Source organism: Pseudomonas tremae (assembly GCF_001401155.1).
Taxonomy (GTDB): domain Bacteria; phylum Pseudomonadota; class Gammaproteobacteria; order Pseudomonadales; family Pseudomonadaceae; genus Aquipseudomonas; species Aquipseudomonas tremae.
This window is the reverse complement of record NZ_LJRO01000024.1, coordinates 2,499-23,829: the sequence shown is the minus strand read 5'-3', so window position 1 is coordinate 23,829 and position 21,331 is coordinate 2,499. Positions and strand designations below refer to the sequence as shown.

Annotated in this window: 19 protein-coding genes and 1 pseudogene; 11 read left to right on the top strand and 9 right to left on the bottom strand. The window is 56.9% G+C overall.

Going from position 1 to position 21,331, the window contains the following annotated elements:
* Positions 1-18 precede the first annotated feature (18 nt).
* Entirely contained in the window at positions 19-1,116 is a 1,098-nt protein-coding gene (locus tag ALO43_RS00665) for a DUF1513 domain-containing protein (protein ID WP_005890792.1), read from the top strand.
* A 49-nt stretch (positions 1,117-1,165) separates the two neighbouring features.
* Here ALO43_RS00665 and ALO43_RS00660 read toward each other — a convergent pair whose 3' ends face one another.
* From ALO43_RS00660 to colR, 5 genes are all read right to left on the bottom strand, one after another.
* Entirely contained in the window at positions 1,166-1,393 is a 228-nt protein-coding gene (locus tag ALO43_RS00660; protein ID WP_005890795.1) for a hypothetical protein, read from the bottom strand.
* On the bottom strand, positions 1,390-2,112 hold the full coding sequence (locus ALO43_RS00655) for a lipopolysaccharide kinase InaA family protein (protein WP_005890797.1): 723 nt from the start codon (positions 2,110-2,112) through the stop codon (positions 1,390-1,392). The genes ALO43_RS00660 and ALO43_RS00655 overlap by 4 nt, the downstream gene beginning before the upstream one ends.
* A gap of 4 nt (positions 2,113-2,116) precedes the next feature.
* The gene (locus ALO43_RS00650) at positions 2,117-2,797 is read right to left on the bottom strand and encodes a class I SAM-dependent methyltransferase (protein WP_054996997.1); all 681 of its coding nucleotides are present in this window, start codon (positions 2,795-2,797) and stop codon (positions 2,117-2,119) included.
* Between the two features lie 200 nt (positions 2,798-2,997).
* Positions 2,998-4,287 (bottom strand): sensor histidine kinase, encoded by a 1,290-nt coding sequence (locus ALO43_RS00645; protein ID WP_024670863.1) that lies wholly within the window; start codon positions 4,285-4,287, stop codon positions 2,998-3,000.
* Positions 4,277-4,960, bottom strand: coding sequence for a two-component system response regulator ColR (gene colR / locus ALO43_RS00640; RefSeq protein WP_005890808.1), 684 nt, complete (start codon positions 4,958-4,960; stop codon positions 4,277-4,279). Before colR ends, ALO43_RS00645 begins: the two co-directional genes overlap by 11 nt.
* Before the next feature lie 177 nt (positions 4,961-5,137).
* On the opposite strand from colR, the gene ALO43_RS00635 reads away from it, so the two are divergent.
* Positions 5,138-5,875: a phosphatase PAP2 family protein gene (locus ALO43_RS00635; protein WP_005890809.1), complete on the top strand. Its 738-nt coding sequence runs from the start codon at positions 5,138-5,140 to the stop codon at positions 5,873-5,875.
* Between the two features lie 85 nt (positions 5,876-5,960).
* On the opposite strand, the gene groL is transcribed toward ALO43_RS00635, so the two are convergent.
* The 3 genes from groL to ALO43_RS00620 all read right to left on the bottom strand — a co-directional run bounded on the left by groL (position 5,961) and on the right by ALO43_RS00620 (position 8,697).
* Positions 5,961-7,604: a chaperonin GroEL gene (groL, locus tag ALO43_RS00630; protein ID WP_007248922.1), complete on the bottom strand. Its 1,644-nt coding sequence runs from the start codon at positions 7,602-7,604 to the stop codon at positions 5,961-5,963.
* 49 nt (positions 7,605-7,653) lie between these two features.
* Positions 7,654-7,947, bottom strand: a complete 294-nt coding sequence (locus ALO43_RS00625) for a co-chaperone GroES (RefSeq protein ID WP_024670865.1) — start codon at positions 7,945-7,947, stop codon at positions 7,654-7,656.
* 255 nt (positions 7,948-8,202) lie between these two features.
* Positions 8,203-8,697 carry an FxsA family protein gene (locus ALO43_RS00620; protein ID WP_053480784.1) on the bottom strand — a complete coding sequence of 165 codons (495 nt, stop codon included), beginning with the start codon at positions 8,695-8,697 and terminating at the stop codon, positions 8,203-8,205.
* Positions 8,698-9,029: 332 nt separating this feature from the next.
* Between ALO43_RS00620 and ALO43_RS00615 the strand changes: the two genes are divergently transcribed.
* Positions 9,030-9,788, top strand: a complete 759-nt coding sequence (locus ALO43_RS00615) for an SDR family oxidoreductase (protein WP_024670867.1) — start codon at positions 9,030-9,032, stop codon at positions 9,786-9,788.
* 51 nt (positions 9,789-9,839) lie between these two features.
* On the opposite strand, the gene ALO43_RS00610 is transcribed toward ALO43_RS00615, so the two are convergent.
* Positions 9,840-10,847: a DUF481 domain-containing protein gene (locus tag ALO43_RS00610; protein ID WP_005890820.1), complete on the bottom strand. Its 1,008-nt coding sequence runs from the start codon at positions 10,845-10,847 to the stop codon at positions 9,840-9,842.
* Between the two features lie 163 nt (positions 10,848-11,010).
* On the opposite strand from ALO43_RS00610, the gene ALO43_RS00605 reads away from it, so the two are divergent.
* The 8 genes and pseudogenes from ALO43_RS00605 to ALO43_RS00570 all read left to right on the top strand — a co-directional run.
* On the top strand, positions 11,011-11,367 hold the full coding sequence (locus ALO43_RS00605; RefSeq protein WP_024691530.1) for an MGMT family protein: 357 nt from the start codon (positions 11,011-11,013) through the stop codon (positions 11,365-11,367).
* A 54-nt stretch (positions 11,368-11,421) separates the two neighbouring features.
* Positions 11,422-12,972, top strand: a complete 1,551-nt coding sequence (locus ALO43_RS00600; protein ID WP_005890826.1) for an AmpG family muropeptide MFS transporter — start codon at positions 11,422-11,424, stop codon at positions 12,970-12,972.
* 103 nt (positions 12,973-13,075) lie between these two features.
* A complete protein-coding gene (locus ALO43_RS00595; protein ID WP_024670868.1) occupies positions 13,076-13,390 on the top strand; it encodes a hypothetical protein in 315 nt (104 codons plus the stop codon).
* Positions 13,391-13,716: 326 nt separating this feature from the next.
* The gene (locus ALO43_RS00590) at positions 13,717-16,278 is read left to right on the top strand and encodes a type VI secretion system Vgr family protein (protein WP_054996968.1); all 2,562 of its coding nucleotides are present in this window, start codon (positions 13,717-13,719) and stop codon (positions 16,276-16,278) included.
* Positions 16,275-18,323, top strand: coding sequence for a T6SS effector phospholipase Tle3 domain-containing protein (locus ALO43_RS00585; protein WP_054996967.1), 2,049 nt, complete (start codon positions 16,275-16,277; stop codon positions 18,321-18,323). The genes ALO43_RS00590 and ALO43_RS00585 overlap by 4 nt, the downstream gene beginning before the upstream one ends.
* On the top strand, positions 18,320-20,011 hold the full coding sequence (locus ALO43_RS00580) for a type VI lipase adapter Tla3 domain-containing protein (RefSeq protein ID WP_162235561.1): 1,692 nt from the start codon (positions 18,320-18,322) through the stop codon (positions 20,009-20,011). Before ALO43_RS00585 ends, ALO43_RS00580 begins: the two co-directional genes overlap by 4 nt.
* Positions 20,008-20,277, top strand: a complete 270-nt coding sequence (locus ALO43_RS00575; RefSeq protein WP_054996966.1) for a PAAR domain-containing protein — start codon at positions 20,008-20,010, stop codon at positions 20,275-20,277. The genes ALO43_RS00580 and ALO43_RS00575 overlap by 4 nt, the downstream gene beginning before the upstream one ends.
* Positions 20,278-20,303: 26 nt before the next feature.
* Positions 20,304-21,331, top strand: a pseudogene (locus ALO43_RS00570) (type VI lipase adapter Tla3 domain-containing protein); the annotation flags it as partial.

Here is a 21,331-nt window from a genome sequence, read left to right as displayed (position 1 = left end):
GATCAAGAGGTGCGAATGATGCTGCGACGTCAGGCCAAGGCCCTCGGCAGCCTGCTGCTCAGCGCCTGCACCCTGGGTGGCTGGACGCTGTCCGGGGAGAAAACCACAGGCCCGCTGCTGCTTTCCGCACGCGACGACGGCGAAGGCCGGCACTACGCAGTCGGTTTCCGGCTTGACGGGACCCAGGTGTTTGCCACTGAAGTGGGCCAACGCTGTCACGACATCATTGACCATCCAAGCCTGCCGCTCGCTGTTTTCATTGCGCGCAGGCCGGGCACCGAAAGCTACCTGATCGACGTGCGCGACGGCAGCCTGCTGCAAACCATCGTCTCCCGGCCGGACCGGCATTTTTATGGTCACGCGGTGATACATCGAGACGGCGAATGGTTGTATGCAACTGAAAACGACACCCGTGACCCCGGTCGCGGGTTGCTGGGCGTGTATCGATTCGTCAATGACCGGCTGGTGCATTCAGCTGAAATATCCACCCACGGCATCGGGCCTCATCAGGTTTCCTGGATGCCCGACGGCGAAACACTGGTCGTCGCCAATGGCGGGATTCGTACCGAGGCAGAAAGCCGGGTCGAGATGAATCTGAACGCCATGCAGCCCAGCCTGGTGCTCATGCAGCGCGACGGCACTCTATTGAGCAAGGAAACGCTTTCTCAGCAAATGAACAGCGTGCGCCACATGAGCATTGCCGACGATGGCACCATCCTGGCGAGCCAACAGTTCATGGGCGAAAGTCACGAATTGGCAGAGCTGTTGGCGATCAAGCGTCCGGGCCAGCCGTTTCAGGCGTTTCCGGTGGCAGAAGAGCAATTGCGCGCTATGGCTCATTACACCGCCAGCGTTGCCGTGCACAGCGAACTGCGGCTGGTCGCCCTTACGGCACCACGAGGCAACCGGTTCTTCATCTGGGATATGGACAGTGGCGCACTGAAGCTGGACGCGCCGCTACCGGACTGCGCAGGCGTGGGAGCGGTAAAGGATGGTTTCGTCGTGACCTCTGGTCAGGGGCGTTGCCGCTTCTACGATTGCCGTAAACAGCAACTGCTGGCCACGCCGCTGGACCTGCCAGCGGGGCTGTGGGACAACCATCTTCATTTGGCCTGAGGCTTTACCTGGCTGCGGCTCTAACGGGCTGCGAGCCCGTCTGCACCGCTCAGTTTCTGCTGACCGAACCCTGCGCCAGACTGTACATGAACAGCAGCAGGTCCTTGTCGGGCTGTACGTTCGCCAGATTCCTCGCCACACGCGGCAGAGGGCAAAAACCCTCGCCATGCTGTGCGCTTAGAATGCGGGTAGACGGTTGCTCGAGCGCCGCTACCGCGACAGTCGCTACCGCCAACGCACCAAACAGAAACAAACCTCGTGCCATTTCTAGTTTCATGACTCTAAACCTTTGATGGAGCTGCCAAATGCTGACTGGTAAAAATAGACCAACTTTTGCCAGTCTGCAGCGCTGAATGACGAATGGCGTCTCAGCTGCTTCATGTCGTGCTGGGCAGCGCCATGAGCCGTCAGACGGCGACGTCCTTTTTCCAGATCAAGCAAGGCCACTTCCACCTCCGCGTCAGGGCCATCCCCTGTGACACGTACAAAGATGTGCTTGACGTACAGGCAGCTGTGCTGCCAACGGCCCAAGTGCATGCGCGCCAGGGTATTGGCCACTTCCTTGAGCATCCGCTCATAAAACAGCTCACCGTGCCGCTCGCGGCCTCCAGCAGCGAGCCACTTCTCAATCTCGCCAAAACCCTCTAGCGCAACGGTCACCAGCAATGCCCGCCAGGCGTTGTCTGCGTCGCGCGTTGCACCGCAAAACACCACTTCCGGTACGACTACACCCAGCTTGCGCAGACCTTCGAGGGCTTCACGCTCACGCAGAACCGTCGGGCGGCCCAGCGGGTGCAGCAGGCTGCGATAGATATGCCCTGTCTGACGTTTGGCATAAAGGGTCTGCCCGTCGTCCGTGAGAAGCCGTTGTACACCACTCTCTCCGCCCCTGCGCACGTTAGGCTCTTCAACCCATTCGCCACGCTGACTCCAGAAATGACTGAACTCATCCTGCATCGAGTTCACAACTGGCTTTTTCAAGGACTGCAAACCCATCTTTTTACCTTTTACGTAAGACATAGACACGCCACATGGCGTACATCGGCAGGAAGTCCATTCTCTTCTGAATGCGAAACCCTGCCTGTTCAAATTCGGTTTCTGCGGTATCTGCCGGTAACACGAAACGATTCTGGTAACTTTCCTGCCCATTTTTCTGCCGACGCTGTTTCTCCAGTCGCTCGCGTTTCCAGGCTTTGAAGTTGCCATCCACCCACAGTGAAATAATCACACTGTCACGGGTAACACGTTGAAACTCCCGCAATAAGGCCATGCGGTCGCTTGACTGCCCGACATGGTGCAACAGACGCATACAGAAGATGCTGTCTACTGCGTTATCAGGCAACTTGATATCAAACGCAGATGTCTGCAAGGGTTGTACCCTTTTTACAACATCGGCCGGTTGAGAAGCACAGGCGACGCCCAGCATGTCCGCCGAGTTATCGGCACCGATGATCGAACGATTGGGCTTCTCCGCCAGCAGCGGCCAGAAGCGCCCGGCACCACACGGCAGGTCCAGCACCAGGCCCGGATCACCGGCCAGACGCAAAGCCTTTCTGGCCAACTGTTCGTCGCGGTGATGTGACAGCTTGCGCCATAGCCCGTCCTGATGTTTTTCAAGGTACTGACGGGCATGCGATTTGTCGTACTTGCGGGAAAACTCGAGTTCTATGCGTTCGCTCACGTTGAGCATCTCCTGACAGGTGTGTCGGCAAAACTAAAGAACCAGCCGTCACTGTCAGGTCATCTCAATGTGAAAAAAATGTTACCTGGGGAAGTCAGTTGTTGCGAGATTTTACAGAGAGTTAGGCATGCTGTGTGACCAATCGACGAAACGCAGTCGATTTACGGTCACACGCAGCCACTTTCTATTCAAAGTATCAGTCAGACATTGATCACGTTCAGCGTTACCTTGAAACGGCAACCATGTGGCTCCATCGGCGTAAGATCGACGCTCCAGCCCTGATTGGTACATATACGCTGGACCAGCGACAGCCCCAGGCCCAGACCTTCGCCGCGCTGCTCATTACCCCGAACAAAAGGCTCGAACATGGCCTCGCGCTTTTCTTCGGGAATGCCGACGCCGCTGTCCTCGACGGTGAAGCTATCGGCCTGCAGGGTCAGTGCGATGAAACCATGATCGGTGTAGTGCAACGCGTTGCGCAGCAAATTGCCCATCACCGCATGCAAAAATGTGGCGTTGTAACGGATATCGGACAGTTGGTCGTCCGACGGCGGCGTGTAGGTCAGCTGCAGACCTTTGCTTTCTATCGGCTCACGCCATTGCGAAATCAACTGCTCGGCCACACCCACCAGCGTGGCCTTGGGCGTCATGGCCGGATCTTCACGCTGGGTGCGCGCAAGCATGAGGAACGTCTGCACCAGATCGCGCATTTCTTCACAGGCGCGACCGATTCGCTCTACCTGGCGACGTCCACGCAGATCAAGCGCCGGGTTTTCCAGCAACAACTCGCAGGAACTGGCCAACACCATCAACGGGGTGCGCAGCTCATGACTCACGTCGCTGGTGAACATACGCTCACGGATCAGCGCCTGCCTCAGACGCCCCAACGTCGCATCGAACGCGACGGCCAGCTCGCCCACTTCATCAGCTGCATAATCAGGCGCTAGCGGCGGCGCAAGGCCCAGCAACTGGTCACGGTGGCGAACCTGCCTGGCCAGACGCACTACTGGCGCCATTACGCGACGGGCCAGCACCCAGCCGAGAAACACTGCCAGCGCCAGCGCCAGCACAAAACCGACGAGCACCACGGCAAACAGCACTCGTTCACGCTCCTCGAAATCGCTCTGATCCTGAAGCAAGGCATAATGCCGGCCATCCACAACCTCGATCATCGCGTGGTAGGACAGCGGGCCGCGAAACACCTCATGAAAGCCCGGCTCCAGGTGCCGCAGATCCTTGGGCAGATCAAAATCGCCCGGGCCATTGCTGAAGTAGAACAACTGGTCGGGCTTGGGCCGGTGACTCCAGTCACTGACGCTGTCCATCAGCATCAGACGATTGAGATCGCCACCCAGGCCGGCGGAGATGAGCTTCTCTTCAACCAGATGGACGGTGGAAATGATACCGATGGCAAACGACCCGGCGACCAGTGCGCTCATCAGCGCAAAGGCAATGATGATTCGTTGGGCAAGACTCTGCTTAAACTCCATCCCGGCCCTCGGCCAACCGATATCCCACACCATGCACCGTTTGCAGCAGCGGTTTGGCGAACGGTTTGTCGATCACCTGACGCAACTGATGCACATGGCTGCGCAGACTGTCGCTGTCCGGACAGTCATCGCCCCACAGCGCTTCTTCGAGTATTTCCCGGCGCAGTACGTGCGGGCTCTTCTGCATCAGCACGGCAAGCAGCTTGAGCCCGACCGGGTTGAGCTTGAGCATTCGGCCTTCGCGCGTTACCTCAAGGGTGTCGAGGTCGTACACCAGATCCGCCACCTGCAATGTACGTCGACCGCCGCCCTGTGCGCGGCGCAGTACGGCTTCGATCCGCGCAGCCAGTTCGGACAAGGCGAAAGGCTTGAGCAGATAGTCGTCGGCGCCTGAACGGAAGCCCTGCAGCCGGTCATCCAGCTGATCTCGCGCAGTCAGCATGATGACCGGCGTATCACGGCGGGCATCTTCACGCAGGCGCTTGCACAACGTGTAGCCATCAATGCCCGGCAGCATGATGTCGAGAACAATAAGGTCGTAATGCTCGGTGGCTGCCAGATGCAGTCCTGAGAGGCCATCCTGGGCGCAATCGACGGTGTAGCCTTTCATGCCCAGGTAATCGGCCATGTTCGCCAGGATATCGCGGTTGTCTTCAACCAGAAGAATTCGCATAAAGCACTCTCATATGCAGTTTGGGCTGGCGCAGCTTAAGACGAAGTGGGCGTCAGGGCCAGCGCCGAAATGGCATGACGATTTTTTCACCCGAAATCAACAACGCTCATGACACACTTTCAGACAAACCGTCGCCCATACTGACAGCGGCATTTGCCCTCATGATCTGGATTCGATATGTCGAAAACCGTCGCCCCACCCTACTCCCGCCCAATCAATAAATGGATCTACCTCGGCATACCTGCCGCTGTTGCCTTGATACTCGTGCTGCTTGAACTGACCTCACTGGACATGGATATCGCCAAGATGGCCTTCGATCCGGTCAGTGGAGAGTTCATCGGCAGGCACAGCTACTTTCTGGAAGACGTGCTCCACGACCGCGCCAAACAGATGGTCATGGTATTCGGGGTGCTGGCCATGATCGGCTTTGCCGCATCCTTCAAGGTCGAGCGTTTGATACCGTGGCGCAGAGAGCTGGGTTGTCTGGTGCTGTCGATGGCCTTGTCGACTGCCTTTGTGACGCCGGTAAAAGTAGTAACTTCGGTGCAATGCCCCTGGAGCCTCAAAGAATTCGGCGGCCAGGAAACCTACAGCGAACTGCTGAGCCCGCGCCCAGCCACTGACAAGCCTGGGCGCTGCTGGCCCGGCGGACATGCCGCTACCGGTTTCACACTGTTTGCGTTGTTCTTCATGCTGCGTGATCGTCGCCCGAAGCTGGCAAAAGTGGGGCTGGCGCTGGCATTCGGCCTGGGAACGATCTTCTCCATCGGTCGCATGCTGCAAGGGGCACACTTCTTCTCTCATAACATCTGGACTGCAGTGTTTTGCTGGCTGATCTGTCTCGGGGTTTATTACTGCGTGTTGTATCGACCTGCGCCGAAGCACGCTGCCAGCGATGCCCAGCCGACACGCTAGCCCATTCTTCCCCTAACGCCGGCCATAAAAAAACCCCGCACCAGGCGGGGTTTTTTATGGGTGTAGCTTAAGGGGTAAAGCTGGCTTACATCATGCCGCCCATACCACCCATGCCGCCCATGTCCGGCATGCCGCCGCCTGCTGGCTTGTCTTCAGGCACGTCAGCGATCATCGCTTCGGTGGTGATCATCAAGCTGGCGATGGAGGACGCCGCCTGCAGAGCAGAGCGAGTCACTTTGGCCGGGTCCAGGATACCCATTTCGATCATGTCGCCGTATTCGCCGGAAGCAGCGTTGTAACCGAAGTTACCCGAACCCTGCTTGACCTTGTCGACAACAACGCTTGGCTCGTCACCGGAGTTGGCAACGATCTGGCGCAGAGGAGCTTCGACTGCACGACGCAGCAGAGCGATACCGACGTCCTGATCGGCGTTGTCGCCTTTCAGACCTTCGATAGCCTGCAGGGAGCGAACCAGTGCCACGCCACCGCCAGGTACCACGCCTTCTTCAACGGCTGCACGGGTAGCATGCAGGGCGTCTTCAACGCGGGCTTTCTTCTCTTTCATTTCAACTTCGGAACCGGCACCGACCTTGATCACTGCAACGCCGCCAGACAGCTTGGCCAGACGCTCTTGCAGTTTCTCTTTGTCGTAGTCCGAGCTGGTGTCGCCGATTTGCTGGCGGATCTGGGAGATGCGCGAGTCGATGTCGGTCTTGACGCCAGCACCATCGATGATGGTGGTGTTTTCTTTGTTCAGAATGACGCGTTTGGCATTACCCAGGTGTTCCAGGGTAGTGGTTTCCAGGCTCAGACCGATCTCTTCGGAGATAACGGTACCGCCAGTCAGAACAGCGATGTCCTGCAGCATTGCCTTGCGACGATCGCCGAAACCTGGAGCCTTGACGGCTGCAACTTTCACGATACCGCGCATGTTGTTGACAACCAGAGTTGCTAGCGCTTCGCCTTCAACGTCTTCGGCAACGATCAGCAGAGGACGACCTGCCTTGGCGACTGCTTCCAGAACCGGCAGCATTTCGCGAATGTTGGAGATCTTCTTGTCGACCAGCAGCAGCAGCGGGCTGTCGAGCTCGGCCACCATGGTGTCCGGCTTGTTGATGAAGTACGGAGACAGGTAGCCACGGTCGAACTGCATGCCTTCTACAACAGACAGCTCGTTGTCCAGACCCGAACCTTCTTCAACGGTGATAACACCGTCTTTGGTCACTTTTTCCATGGCTTCGGCAATGATGTCGCCGATGGAGTGATCGGAGTTGGCAGAGATGGTACCGACCTGGGCAATTGCCTTGGTGTCGGTGCAGGGCTTGGACAGCAGCTTCAGCTGAGCAACGATGGCGATGGTCGCCTTGTCGATGCCGCGCTTGAGGTCCATCGGGTTCATGCCGGCAGCGACAGCCTTCAGGCCCTCGTTGACGATAGCCTGAGCCAGCACGGTAGCGGTGGTGGTACCGTCACCTGCGTCATCGTTGGCACGGGAGGCAACGTCTTTGACCAGCTGCGCGCCCATGTTTTCAAAACGGTCTTTCAGCTCGATTTCCTTGGCAACCGATACACCGTCTTTGGTGATCAGCGGAGCGCCAAAGCTTTTTTCGATGATGACGTTGCGGCCTTTTGGGCCCAGGGTCGCTTTTACTGCGTCAGCCAGGACGTTTACACCGGCGAGCATTTTTTTACGGCCAGCATCGCCGAACTTAACTTCTTTAGCAGCCATGATCATTATTCCTTGAATACTTGGTATTAACGGAAATCAGCGGAAGCACTCAGCCTTCGACAACAGCAAGAATCTCGTTCTCGCTCATCACCAGCAGGTCTTCGCCGTCGACTTTCACTGTGTTGCTGCCGGAATAAGGGCCGAACACAACCTTGTCACCCACTTTTACAGCTAGAGCACGCACGTCACCGTTGTCCAGCACGCGGCCGGTACCTACAGCAACGATCTCGCCACGGTTAGGCTTTTCAGCAGCCGAACCTGGCAGAACGATACCGCCGGCAGTTTTCGTTTCTTCTTCACTGCGACGGATTACGACGCGGTCATGCAGAGGACGAAGCTTCATTGTCGATCTCCTGATTATGTTTTTTTGAGCGTCCGGCGAATGCACCAGCCGCTACGGATCCGGACTTGCCGGTTACGGTTCGACGCGCGAACCGCAGAATACGGTCTGGCGTTTTGGCCAGAAACCTTGCGGTGACCCATACATAAGGGCGGGCAAGGTGATTACAAGTCTTGGGCAAGAATTTTTTTTACGAAACAAGCGCAACCTGAAAACGAGTGCGGCACCCGAAGGTGCCGCGCTGCGGGGCCGTAGCGTTTATTTGTCGCGATTCTCGAACTCGCCCTCGATCACATCAGGATCGCGAGTCGACTGGTGAATAGCACCGGGACGATGATTGGCAGGCCCGTGATTGGCAGGCGTCTGCAAGTCGTCGGCAAAGGCCCGCTGACGCATGGCCTGATCCTCGGCACGTCGGCGCACCTTGCTGATCAGCAGACGGCGAGTGATCGGCAGCAGACAGATCACACCCAGAATGTCGCTGATGAAACCGGGCAACAGCAACAGACCGCCGCCCACGGCAACCATCAGGCCTTCGAGCATTTCCTGAGCGGGCAACTCGCCGCGCGCCAGGCTTTCGCGTGCCCGCAACGCCGTCGCGAACCCGGCCACGCGCATCACGAACAACCCCAGCATCGAGGTTGCGACGACCAGCAGGAAGGTCCAGAGAAAGCCGATGGACATCCCGACACGAACCAGCAGAAACAGCTCAAGTACCGGGAACAATAAAAACAGCAGCAAAAAAACACGCATCAAATGAGTTCCTCAAGGGAAGAATGCCTTCCGAGTAGACCGTATGTGATGTCAGAAGATCGTTAATTCAAGCACCGGGTGTGTCAGCGAACGCACAATTATGCACACACGCCAGCTGAACCTGGGCTTCACGAACGTGTATCGGTGTGTTTCAAAATCGGGCCGACGCCTTGATAGCGACTGTCGATGCAGCATCAAAAAAGTGTTTGATGTCGAGCCTGAACGGGAAGACGAGCGAGCGAAAACAGCCTATAAAGTCGGTTGGCTATGGCATGAACACCCGCTTACAGCCGGTGACGCCATGGAAATGATCAACTGATTTGGGCACACACATGGAATTGAAAGACAAGCTGATAGTTATCACCGGCGGCGGCCAGGGACTGGGCAGAGCGATGGCCGAATACCTCGCTGGCAAAGGCGCGAATCTGGCTCTGCTGGATTTGAATCAGGAAAAGCTGGACCAGACCGTCGCAGCCTGCGAGACGCTTGGCGTCAAGGCGCGGGCCTACCTGTGCAACGTCGCCGACGAACAACAAGTCGTCGACACGATCAACAAGGTTGCCGACGACCTGGGAACCCTTCATGGCCTGATCAACAACGCGGGCATCCTGCGTGACGGCCTGCTGATCAAAGTCAAGGATGGCGAGATGACCAAACTGAGCCTCGCGCAGTGGCAAGCAGTCATCGACGTCAATCTGACCGGTGTGTTTCTTTGCACGCGCGAAGTGGCGGCCAAGATGATCGAGCAGAAGAGCCAGGGCGCGATCATCAATATTTCGTCGATTTCCCGTGCCGGGAATATCGGACAGACCAACTACTCAGCCGCCAAGGCCGGGGTCGCAGCAGCAACCGTGACATGGGCGCGGGAGCTGTCGCGCTATGGGATTCGAGTGGCAGGCGTGGCACCGGGGTTCATCGAAACCGAGATGACCGGCAGCATGAAGCCGGAAGCCCTGGAAAAAATGACGTCGGCCATCCCGCTGAAACGCATGGGCAAGCCGGACGAGATTGCGCACTCGGTGGCTTACATCCTGGAGAACGATTACTTCAGCGGGCGCATTCTTGAACTGGATGGAGCGATGCGAATCTAGTCGTTACAGACTGGCATGCGACGCACAGAACGCGCGTCGCATGCCAACCACTTACCAGCTCACGCCGAAGCCGGCGGTGTAACGCGTCTTGTCGACATCGCCATTATCCGAGCCGCTGATGACGTTTTTCTCGGCCTTCACGTTGAGCGAAGCCCAGTCGGTAACCTTGTAGCGCAGGCCTGCTTCGAAATCCAGGGAGTAATCGGCCACCGCGCTCAACGGCTTGCCCAATTCCCCGTTGGAGAAGAATTCGACCTTCTTGCCGATCAGGTAGCGGTTGTAATCCCAGGTGCCTGCAACGGAGTAGAAGTTTTCCTTCTGGCCATTGGAGAATTCGAAGTCGGTACGGTTGAGCAATGCCCCGACCTTGAACGCGCCCAGCTCGTCATCCCACAGCTGATAGCCGGGACCTGTACCCACGACGCGCTGACGAGACAAATCTTCGACCTTGTCGCGCTTGTAGCTGATGCGGCCATCCCAGAAAAATTTCTCGGTCAGGAAGCGGTCCAGCGAGTATTCGGCGCTCCAGTTGTCAGTGCCGACAACCTCGTCGGTGGTCTCACGGTTGTAATCGCCCTTGGCGTTGTGGCGCCAGTCGCCGTGACGAGCCGAGGTCTTGAAGGCAACGTTGTAATCATCGGTGTCGTTTTCGGCCTGCTGGAAGTCCAGTGCGGCGTCGATATTGCCTTTCCAGACCAGATCGGTGATTACCGGCTTGGGCTTGATGATCTGATGAATGCTTGCCAGATCGACGGTCTTGGGCGCATCGCCATTGGCCAGCACGACCTTGCCGTCATCGGCAGCCTGCAGCGAGTTGGAAACTTCGCCGGTGTGTTCATCCTGCTTGACCAGCAGCGGCTGATCGCTCTTCAGGGTTTTGACCTGCTTCCAGTCCAGCGCAATGGCGCCGCCGTATTCAGTCTGCAGCAGCAACTTGCCGCCATCGAACACTTTGATTGTGCCGGTCAGCCGGTCGCCGTTCTTCAACCAGACGGTGTCAGCAAGCAATGGGGCGGAAGCAGTAGTAATTGCGAGGCACAGCAGGGTTCTGGACAACATAAGCGGTAACTAGGCTCTGTTTGGCGGGAATCGGGCATTATCCTGCAGGACAACGACAAGGCGGTCATGGAGGACCAAGGCACAGGTTTCACAGACAGCTCAATTTCATCAAAGTTCCAGAGAATGACTATCAGTACCGTAATGTTTTATACAGGAAAACCAAGTGACAGACCCGGATTTGACGCTTTCTTACCCCGACGAACAGTCGCCTGCCGAGGCACGACGTGTGGCGCTTTACATGACCCTGGCTCAAGTGCCGGAGGGCAAAGTCGTCGCCTACGGTCAACTGGCCGAAATGGCCGGGCTGGGCAGAGCTGCGCGCTGGGTGGGACGTACATTGAGTCAACTGCCGCCGGACTCTTCGCTGCCTTGGCACAGGGTATTGGGCGCTGGCGGCCGGCTCAGCCTCCCGGAGGGCAGCGCTTCGGGCGACGAACAACGGGCGCGTTTGCGCGCCGAGGGCGTCAGCATTCTAAACAATCGGATTGATATGCAGCGCCATGGCTGGCGTCCCCTATAGCACAGCGGTTAGAGTGCGCCCTTTGTTTTCGTAACCTGAGGCAGATTCCAGCCCATGCCCCGTAAAACCTGGCGCGCCGCGCTCGCCGCATATGCCAGCCCGTCGACATTAGTACTGCTGCTGCTCGGATTCGCTGCGGGCATGCCTTACATGCTGGTCTTTTCGACCTTATCCGTGTGGTTGCGCGAAGCCGGTGTCGCGCGCGAGACCATCGGCTACGCGAGCCTGATCGGTCTTGCCTACGCATTCAAATGGGTATGGTCGCCGCTGCTCGACCAATGGCGACTGCCTTTGCTCGGCAAGCTGGGGCGTCGCCGCTCCTGGCTGGTGCTTTCACAAAGCCTGGTGATTCTCGGCCTGATCGGCATGGGCTTCTGCGATCCGCAGAAACACCTGTCATGGCTGATCGCAATTGCCGTTGTGGTGGCCTTTGCGTCCGCGACGCAGGATATCGCCATCGACGCCTATCGCCTCGAAATCGCCCATGACACCCAGCAGGCTGCCCTCGCCGCCAGCTATATGTCCGGCTACCGGGTTGCGGCGCTACTGGCGACCGCTGGCGCATTGTTATTTGCGGAGGGCTTTGGCTCGACCGGTTTTGCCTACAAGCATTCGGCATGGACCGGCACGTATGTGTTGTTTGGCCTGCTGATGCTGCCAGCGCTGATTACCACACTGATCATGCGCGAGCCGCCGGTGCCGTTGCGCACGCAACTGTCGGCAGCACGCTATGGCTTCACCCACCAGCTGGCTTCGGTGTTCGTGCTGATCGTGCTGCTGGTTTCAGTGCCGGCCATGTTCACCCAGCTTTACAACACAGACTTCGCCAGCGTGCTGTTCGACGGCACCAGCTGGATGGACTTGCTGCTGGAGGACCGGGCATTCCTGCGCGCCATTCTCTACACGCTTCTGACGTTCGCCTGCCTGTCCTCGATGGGCCGTCGCGGGTTGGCACCGGTCCTTACGCCCATCAACGATTTCATCATGCGCTACCGCTGGCAGGCACTGCTATTGCTGGGGCTGATCGCGACCTACCGGATGTCCGACACCGTGATGGGTGTGATGGCCAACGTGTTCTATATCGATCAGGGCTTCACCAAGGACCAGATCGCCAGCGTCAGCAAGGTATTCGGCCTGATCATGACCCTGCTGGGCGCAGGCGCTGGCGGTCTGTTGATCGTAAGGTTCGGCATCATGCCGATTCTGTTCATCGGTGGGTTCGCGTCGGCGTCGACCAACATCCTGTTTCTGCTGCTGGCAGACATGGGGCCCAACGTGAAAATGCTCATTCTGACCATCTCACTGGATAACCTGAGCTCCGGGCTCGCGACCTCAGCCTTCGTCGCGTACCTGTCAAGCCTCACCAACCTGAAATTCTCCGCCACCCAGTACGCACTGCTCAGCTCCATCATGCTGCTGTTGCCGCGACTACTGGGCGGCTATTCGGGCGTGGTAGTGGAGAAGTTCGGCTACCACAACTTCTTCCTGATCACTGCCCTGCTGGGTATTCCGACGCTGGTGATGATCATCCTGCAGTGGAACCGAGAGATACGCACGGCGAAAACCGAGGCGCCGAACGAGGCTACGGGTATCGAAAAGCCCTGATTGCTGGCTAGGCTCTGTACGAAAGTGGCTGCGCTCGGTGCTGCTGCGTTAAAAACAGGCTCGGATGCGAGTCCAATCGGAATGCTCATTACAAGGAACCAACGTGAACACCGAAAACAAACGAAGCCCCGTTCCACTGATCCTTATAAGCCTGGGTATCTGGCTACCGATTATTTACGCGGCGCTGACGTTCTATGTATCGCAAGGTGCCTCGGACCAGACCGGAGCCGCATTTGGTGGCATGACCGTCATCCTGGCTCAGGTGGAAATCTTCGCCGTCATCTTCCTGCTGGTTTATGCGTTCGCCATCAAACCGTGGAGGCTGTCGAAAAAAGTACGTACTGCATTCTTCATCAACGTACTGGGCGCCGCCTTCGCGGCGATCACTATTATTATTACGCTGGCGAGAATGCACTGAGAAAACAAACCGCCCCGACTCGCACGAGTCGGGGCTTTTTTACGCCACTCAGCCAGCCTTCTGCTAAACATTCGACTGCTTTTGCCTGAGGCCTTATAACGCTGCTATTTATTTGTAAGAAAGAAACTACAGGTCCCTGTGAAACAGCCGACAACCTTGTTCGGCACCCTGCACTACTTTTTGTTTCTCGCTACCCGTACCTTGTTTCGGCAATGCACCTGTGTGATTTGAAGGTGTGAGCACAGACAGAAGCGTATAGACTGCTGCCCCTCTTTGTATCAGCGCTCTTAATAGAAAAAGACGCCAGCTTTAATACCGGAGCGACAATGTTAAAGGACCTAACAGCGCTATTTGCGCCACAGAATCGTCGCCTGATCAAATTGACAACCGTCGCCCGTAACGAACAGGAACTCCTGCTCGAAAAGTTTACCGGCACCGAAGGCCTTTCCGAACTGTTCAGCTTCGAGTTGTCGATGATCAGCCGCGATGCAGGCCTGCAGCTCAAGTCGCAGATCGGCCAGCCGGCTCAACTGGCGATAGAGCTGGCAACGGGCGAGGCGCGCTACATCAACGGCTATATCAGCACGTTCAGCCTGCAGGGCAGCGACGGCGGTCTGGCACGCTACAGCGCCACACTGAGCCCCTGGCTGTGGATGCTCTCCCGGCGCATCGACTCACGGATCTTCCAGGAACAAACCATCGAAGAAGTCATCCGCACGGTATTTGCTGCCTACGGCGCCTTGCCCGACTTCGAGTTCCAGCTCAGCCAGCCACTCAAACCGCACAGTTACATCACGCAGTACCGCGAAAGCGATCTGACCTTTGTCTTGAGGCTGCTGGAACATGAAGGATTATTTTTCTATTTCGAGCACAGCGAAGAAAAGCACACCCTGATCATTCTTGATCACTCGCGGGACCTTTCACCACTGGCCCAACAGCCACGCATCCGTTACCACAGCGCATCCATTACCGAGACAGCGGACTCGATTACAGAATGGCGTAGCCATCGCAGCCTGCAACCCGGGCGCCTGTCCATCCAGACATTCGATTACAAGCAACCGCGCAACCAGTTGCCGGTGAGCATGCCGAGCCTTAATGAACAGGGCAATGTCGACTCATACGAAGTCTATGACTTCCTCGATCATTACAGTCACGGCACGTTCGACGATGGTGAACGTCTGGTACGTCAGCGTCTCGAAGCCATCGAAGTACAGGGCAAGACCTTCACCGGCATCAGCAACTGCCGCGCCATGTATCCCGGGCATACGTTTGAACTGACCCAGCATTTCGATCACGACCAGGGCTCTGCGGAAGATCGCAGTTTTCTGCTGTTATCAGTCACGCATAACGGGCGTAATAATTACCTGTCCGATGAAAAGGCGGGTTACGCAAACGAGTTCGTGTGCATTCGCCAGAAGATTCCTTATCGTCATCCAATCACCATCCCCCGTCCAACCGTTCCCGGCCCGCTCAGCGCCATCGTGGTCGGGCCGCAAGGCGAAGAAGTGTTCACCGATGAACTGGCACGCATTCAGGTCAGGTTCCACTGGCAGCGCGGCGACAGCCTCCCCCAGGGCACCACGTGGCTGCGGGTCGCCATGCCCAGCGCGGGCAGCGGCTTTGGTCATCAGTTCATGCCGCGTATCGGTCAGGAAGTGCTGGTGACCTTTCTGGCAGGCGACATAGACCGGCCTCTGGTCACCTCGGTGCTCTACAACAACAATAACTTGCCGCCGCGCTTCAGCAAGGCATCGGGTTTGCCAGGCAATCGCACGCTGTCGGGGATCCGCACTCAGGAACACAAGGGCAGTGGTTTCAACGAATTGCTCTTCGATGACACACCCGGTTCGCTGCGCGCACGCATGGGCACCACCCATCAGGCCACGGCGCTCAACCTGGGTAAGCTGACCGACCCACGCACCGACGGCACCGCTCAGCCACGTGGCAACGGTGCAGAGCTGCGTACCGATGCAGCCATTGCGCTACGTGCTGCGCAAGGCATGTTGCTGACCACCTATGCACGCACCGACGCAAAAGGCTCGCAACTGGATCGCGAGGAACTGCTCAAGCTGTTGGCCGAGTGCGGAGAGCTGTTCAAATCCCTCGGCGAAACCGCTGCCGCTCGCGGTGGGCAGGCGGTAGATGTAAAAGGCATCGAAGCCTTGCGTCAGTCGCTGGATCAATGGCCCGCGCCAGACAACAACTCCCTGGGCGACCCGGTTCTGGCCATGACCGCAGCAGCCGGCATCGCCAGCGCCACACCGCGCTCGCAGGTTCACTACGCCGGTCAAAACCACGACACCACCGCGCAGGACAACCTGCAATTGACCAGCGGCGCAGCCATGCACCTGCAAGCAGGCAAAGGGCTGTCGGCCTTCGCCCAGGACGCAGGCATCAGCGCCATCGCCAACCGCGGCAAGGTGCTGGTGCAGGCCCAGGAAGACGACATCGCGCTCAATGCCCAGAAAAACCTGCACGTCTCGGCCGTCGAGGGCGAAGTGGTTATCACCGCTCCGACCATTCGCCTGGTCGCCGATGATGGCAGTTACATCAAGATAGGCGGCGGCGTCGAGATCGGCTCGCAAGGCAAAGTCACAGTGCACGCCAGCGAACACGACTGGATCGGCCCAAAAACCGACAGCGCGTCGATCCCCTCTTTCGGCCGCGACCCCGCCGCCCAGCAGGTCACCTTCCACTACCCTGGCCACAGCGAAGCAAGCCCGCGGGCAGCGGCGGACCATTCTTATGAAATCAAACTGGAAGATGGCAGCCTGGTGAAAGGAATGACGAACGCAGACGGACTGACCGAGCGCGTGGAGCGCGAAATGATGCATCAGGCGCAAGTATCGGCATTACGCAGCGGCGCACCCAAAGGAGGTGCGCAATGAACGGCGCCGATGAATACGCCGTTGCCCAAGGCAACACCCGGCTGATCCCCAACCTCAACACCACCTGCAAAATGGAAGTACCCGCCGACCTGCCCGGCGTGGTGATCTTTCTGCATGGTGTGAATGATCCGGGGGCTTCTTATGAGTCGGTGGAGAAGGGGTTGTGTCAGGGGGTTAATGAGCGGCTTGATCGGCCGGATTTGGTGGCGGGGCGGTATGGGGCTGAGTACTACGCAGCGAAAGACAAACTCAGAGCCAAGCAACCGCTGGGAGATCGAGAAAAACAACTACTCGACGACCCTGACACCAATCTTTACAAACGCGATACAGATGACCCGAAAACTCGCAGTCTGCTGATTCCTTTCTATTGGGGATACCGAGCCGACCCCAGCGAAATCAGTAGAGACAAGAACAACGACCCGACCAAACTGCGCGACCAGTATCAGGACATACAGGGCAATCGCCTGGATCGTCATTTTGGTAAGGCCGGTGGTTATTTTGTCAATGCCACCAATAACCTGCTGGAAATGTATGACAGGGGCCTGCCACTCACCATGCGCCTTAAGATTGCCCGAAAGACGCTGCCCAACACCCATTTTATAGGGGATAACCCGCATCGGCGTTATTACGTGCTGGCCGCTCACCGGCTCGCCATGATGGTCAAGGAGATACGCAGAGTATCTCCCGACGAAACCATCACGATCATGGCGCATAGCCAAGGCACGTTAATCACACTGCTGGCGCAAGCGTTGCTGGTCGACGGAGGGCATCGTTGCGCGGACACAATCATCATGGTGGACACGCCCTACTGCCTGTTCCCGGAAGTGACCCCCAAAGATCAAGACACACTATCCACACTGACCCGCATCGTGGCGCAGGTGACTCAGGCACCCCATACCCAGCCGCCGCTGTCGGACCTGAGCAACCCTGCAACCTATCGCGGAAGAAGCGGCCCGCAGTGGTCACCAATACAAGGGACGCGCAAGAACAAGGATAAGGTAGGTGGTCTGACGGTATTTCCTGAGCGTGATAACCGCGGCAAGGTGTACCTGTATTTCTGCCCGGACGACACTACCGTCGCGCTGGATGACGTCAGAGGCATCGGCACCTACGGGGTGTGGGATACACATGGTGAGAATAGCGATCGTAACCCAATGGCTGAATTGAAAGCAGTGCGTTTCTTTCAACGCATGTGGACCAAACGGCACCGTGAAGACATGCCGGTCATGGTTGGAAAGCCGCCAGGCTATGACTTGTTGCGCGCCAATGGCGAATCTCGTTATCCCGGTGGTGGTTTTATCACAGGGTTCATTTCGAAAGGGCCTATAGAAAAAGGGCATAAGATCCTGATCAATGCAGAACAACTGTATCCACCACACGCCCCCGCTATGTTTGGCGGAGAAGAAGTAGAGGGCACTCCAACCAAATCGGGCCTTGACAGACCGGATGATGCGAACAAAGCCTCTGCCGTGGGCAATCCTAGAGCCAAGTTCAACTGGCATTACGTTCGCAGCCAAACTGGATCGATAGATCTGGAGCGAGAGTTAGCCAAATGGAATCTGGGCAAAGCACCAAGTGAACAAACCCGCATCATGCGTAAACAACGAGTGACAGGCGACGGCGCGCCCAAACCTACGGATCGTTACGACATACTACGAGAAGAAACCCCGGACGAAATACGTGAATCCATGGATAAAAGCACAGATGTGCTGGCCGACAATAGCTATCACTCGGGCTTGTTGCGCAGTCCGGAAAACCAACGCTGGGTAACGGCGATGGATATTGCGATTGGTCAGGCGAAATGCCTGGACGACCCAGCGATGCGTGATGTGCTGGTGGCGATAGCGGATTGGAAGATGGATGTAAGGCAGTTTCTTAGCACCACTGAATTACCTGGTTGGGAAAATCTTAGCGCTGAAACTCAGGCACTCGTGAAGGCCTGCCATGAGTATTATCAAAAAGGAATCTTTCCACCTGCGAGCTTAGTATCTTTGGTACCTCCTCCCTTGGTCCAAGCTTCATTGAAAAGCGGAGGTAGCCAGTGACAGTCAAACGACAAAGATCAACGCTTCGTCCAAAACTTAAGCCTTATGTCTGGACAACCGGGGTGATGCTCGCGCTATGGCTCGGCTTCGTTCTGCTGGTCTATCTCAACGCACAGGAAAACAATATGGAACTTCGTGACATAAACTCGGTTACCCGCTGGGGTATTGCAGGCATTCTAGGTGCAGTTCTGCTGAGTTACAGTGGGCATTGGTGGGGCAAAGCTATTGCCAATGAAAAGCACGAACTGGCGGCTTATAGATCTGAGATTATTGCCAAAAATGCAGAACAACAGGCTGCGCAAGCGCGAACATACTCACTAGAAATACGAGGCTTAGGCCTTGCAGTCAATGACTGGCATCAATCGTCTGTCTGGCGAGAAATTGCTAAAAAAAGCAACAATTTCTCATCAATATTTCCGTCGGACTCTAAAGCCTACAACCCATCCTTGAGCTCGCGAGAAACTACAGCGGATATTAATACTCGGGTGGCTTTCCAGCATTCCGCAGGAGAGTCGGTGGCCTATTGGCCAATTCCAGCCTTTGCTTTAGGCCCTCCGAACCCTTACGAAAAGCCCTACCGTGCAGCGAATCTAATCAACTCCGGCCGGAATGCAGCGACCTTAGGTGTCACCCAGCTTCTCTGGCAAAACGATGAGAGCACCAACTACGCACAAAGCATGATCGAGCGACTGTTTCAGTTTTTTGAGGCTAATCCTAAAGTTCCGCAAGCACTGATCGCAAGCGAGGACGGGGACGTCACGCGGAACATATATCGCAAACGTGGCACTCCCGGACTACCCAAAAATGCTCAGGTAGTCCCCACTGTATTCGAGAGCATGACAGGCCTGCTGGTCACCCGTTCCGACAGGGTAGATCGCTATATTCGTCCCTATGCGACAAACGAGCCAGAGGACAACCAGAGCAAAGATACCGATCTAGGCAAGCTTTGGGCTTTCTACTGGGATCGGGACAAAGCATTTATGGACTGGTACGAAACTGCCGAGAAAGCGAAAGGCGTTGAAACCCCCTACGCCCCCGGCACCATGTCCACCGCCTACTGGCAATCCCAACTTCCCACGCTCTGGAAAACCATCAGCAACCGTGGCCCTGGCAACTTCGAGCCCTCCCCTTGGCTGCCGATTCGTTGGAATCAGCATCAGGTCAAGGAGTTCGACGCTGCGCCGGTTCTCGGCTATCTGCATCGTCCGATCAAGGCGCCCATGCAGGATGAAAACGGCAAACGCCTGAAACCTGCCCTGCAAGCCAAAGCCCTGCAAGCAGCCTGGATTCAAGCACTGGGCACCCTGCCCGACGGTCAGAAACCTGTGCGGGTGTTCTACGACAGCACCAACAACCCGGAAGCCGAAATCGCTCTGAACAACGCCCTGCACGACCTGAACAAGGACGGCCACGGTCTTGAGCTCGGCAATGTCGAAGAGGGTTACGACATCGGTCGCCGTCTGGGTAATACCGGGGTCAGCGGTGCGCTGGTCGAGATTAATCTGGCGACCATCGCCAGCTACAAGGAAGGCGGCGTCAGTGCTGTGGTCTACGCAGGCACCGACGGCAGCCTGACCGTACAAATGGTTCGCCCGCCCGATGAAACACGCAAGGCGAAAAACAGCCAGAATCGCGGCGCAGACCCATTCACCTTCGGCTCGCCAACCGGCGGGGCACCTGCGGAGTGAGCTATCCGGTCTGCCTGGGCGACGCCACCAGCAGTGGTGGCCGAGTGATATCCTGCCAACTGGCGGGCACTCACACCCTCAATGGCAAGCCACCAGCAGTGTTGGGCGACAAGGCCACCTGCCCGCTTCATTCCGGTGAGTTCGCTTTTATCGAAGGCCACCCCACCCGAAAGCTCAACGGCATCCCGGTGGTGCTGCACGGCCATCGACTGGCGTGCGGCTGTCAGGGTGTCGCCAGCCACGCCATGAATGTGCGAGTGGTCTAGGAATTTTGTGATCAGGTCATGCAACGGAAGCACAGGAAAATCATATGGAATTTCGTGAGATACATTCGGTAGCACGCCGGGGCATTGCAGGGATTTTAGGTGCGGTTCTGCTGAGTTACAGCGGACACTGGTGGGGCAAGGCCGTTGCTGATGAAAAACACGAACAGGTAGCCTACAAGTCCAAAGTGGAAGAACAAGTATCAGAACAGCAGGCAACTCAAAAGCGAAACTATTCTCTGGAAATTAGGGGAGTAGGCATAGCTGTCAATGACTGGCATCAATCGTCTGTCTGGCGAGAAATTGTAAAGAAAAACAACAATCTCTCATCGATATTTCCGTCGGACTCTAAAGCCTACAACCCATCCTTGAGCTCGCGAGAAACTACAGCGGATATCAATACTCGGGTGGCCTTTCAGCATGCAGCAAGCCCATCAGTAGCTTACTGGCCAATTCCCGTCTTTGCGCTCGGGCCTCCAAACCCTTACAACAAGCCCTACCGCGCTGCAAGTATTATCAACTCAGGCCGCAATGCAGCGACGCTAGGCGTGACACAGTTCCTCTGGCAAGAAGACGAAAATACCAACTACGCACAAGGTATGATTGAGCGGCTGTTTGGTTTTTTTGAAGATAATCCGAAAGTCCCCGAGGCACTTATCGCAAGCGAAGACGGGGACGTAACGCGGAACCTATATCGCGAACATGGCACTCCAGGCTTGCAAAAAAATACTCAAGTAGTACCAACAGTATTTGAAAGCATGACAGGCCTGCTGATTACTCGCTCGGACCGGGTGGAACGCTACATTCGTCCTTATGCGAATAACGACGCAGAAGACAACCAGAACAAAGATACCGATCTAGGCAAGCTTTGGGCTTTCTACTGGGAGCAACCGAGTAAATTCAGAAAAGTCTATCAGGACGCGCAGAAGACCAAAGGGATTAAAGATCCATTAGGCCCAGGCACCATGTCTACCGCCTACTGGCAATCCCAACTTCCCACGCTCTGGAAAACCATCAGCAACCGTGGCCCTGGCAATTTCGAGCCCTCCCCTTGGCT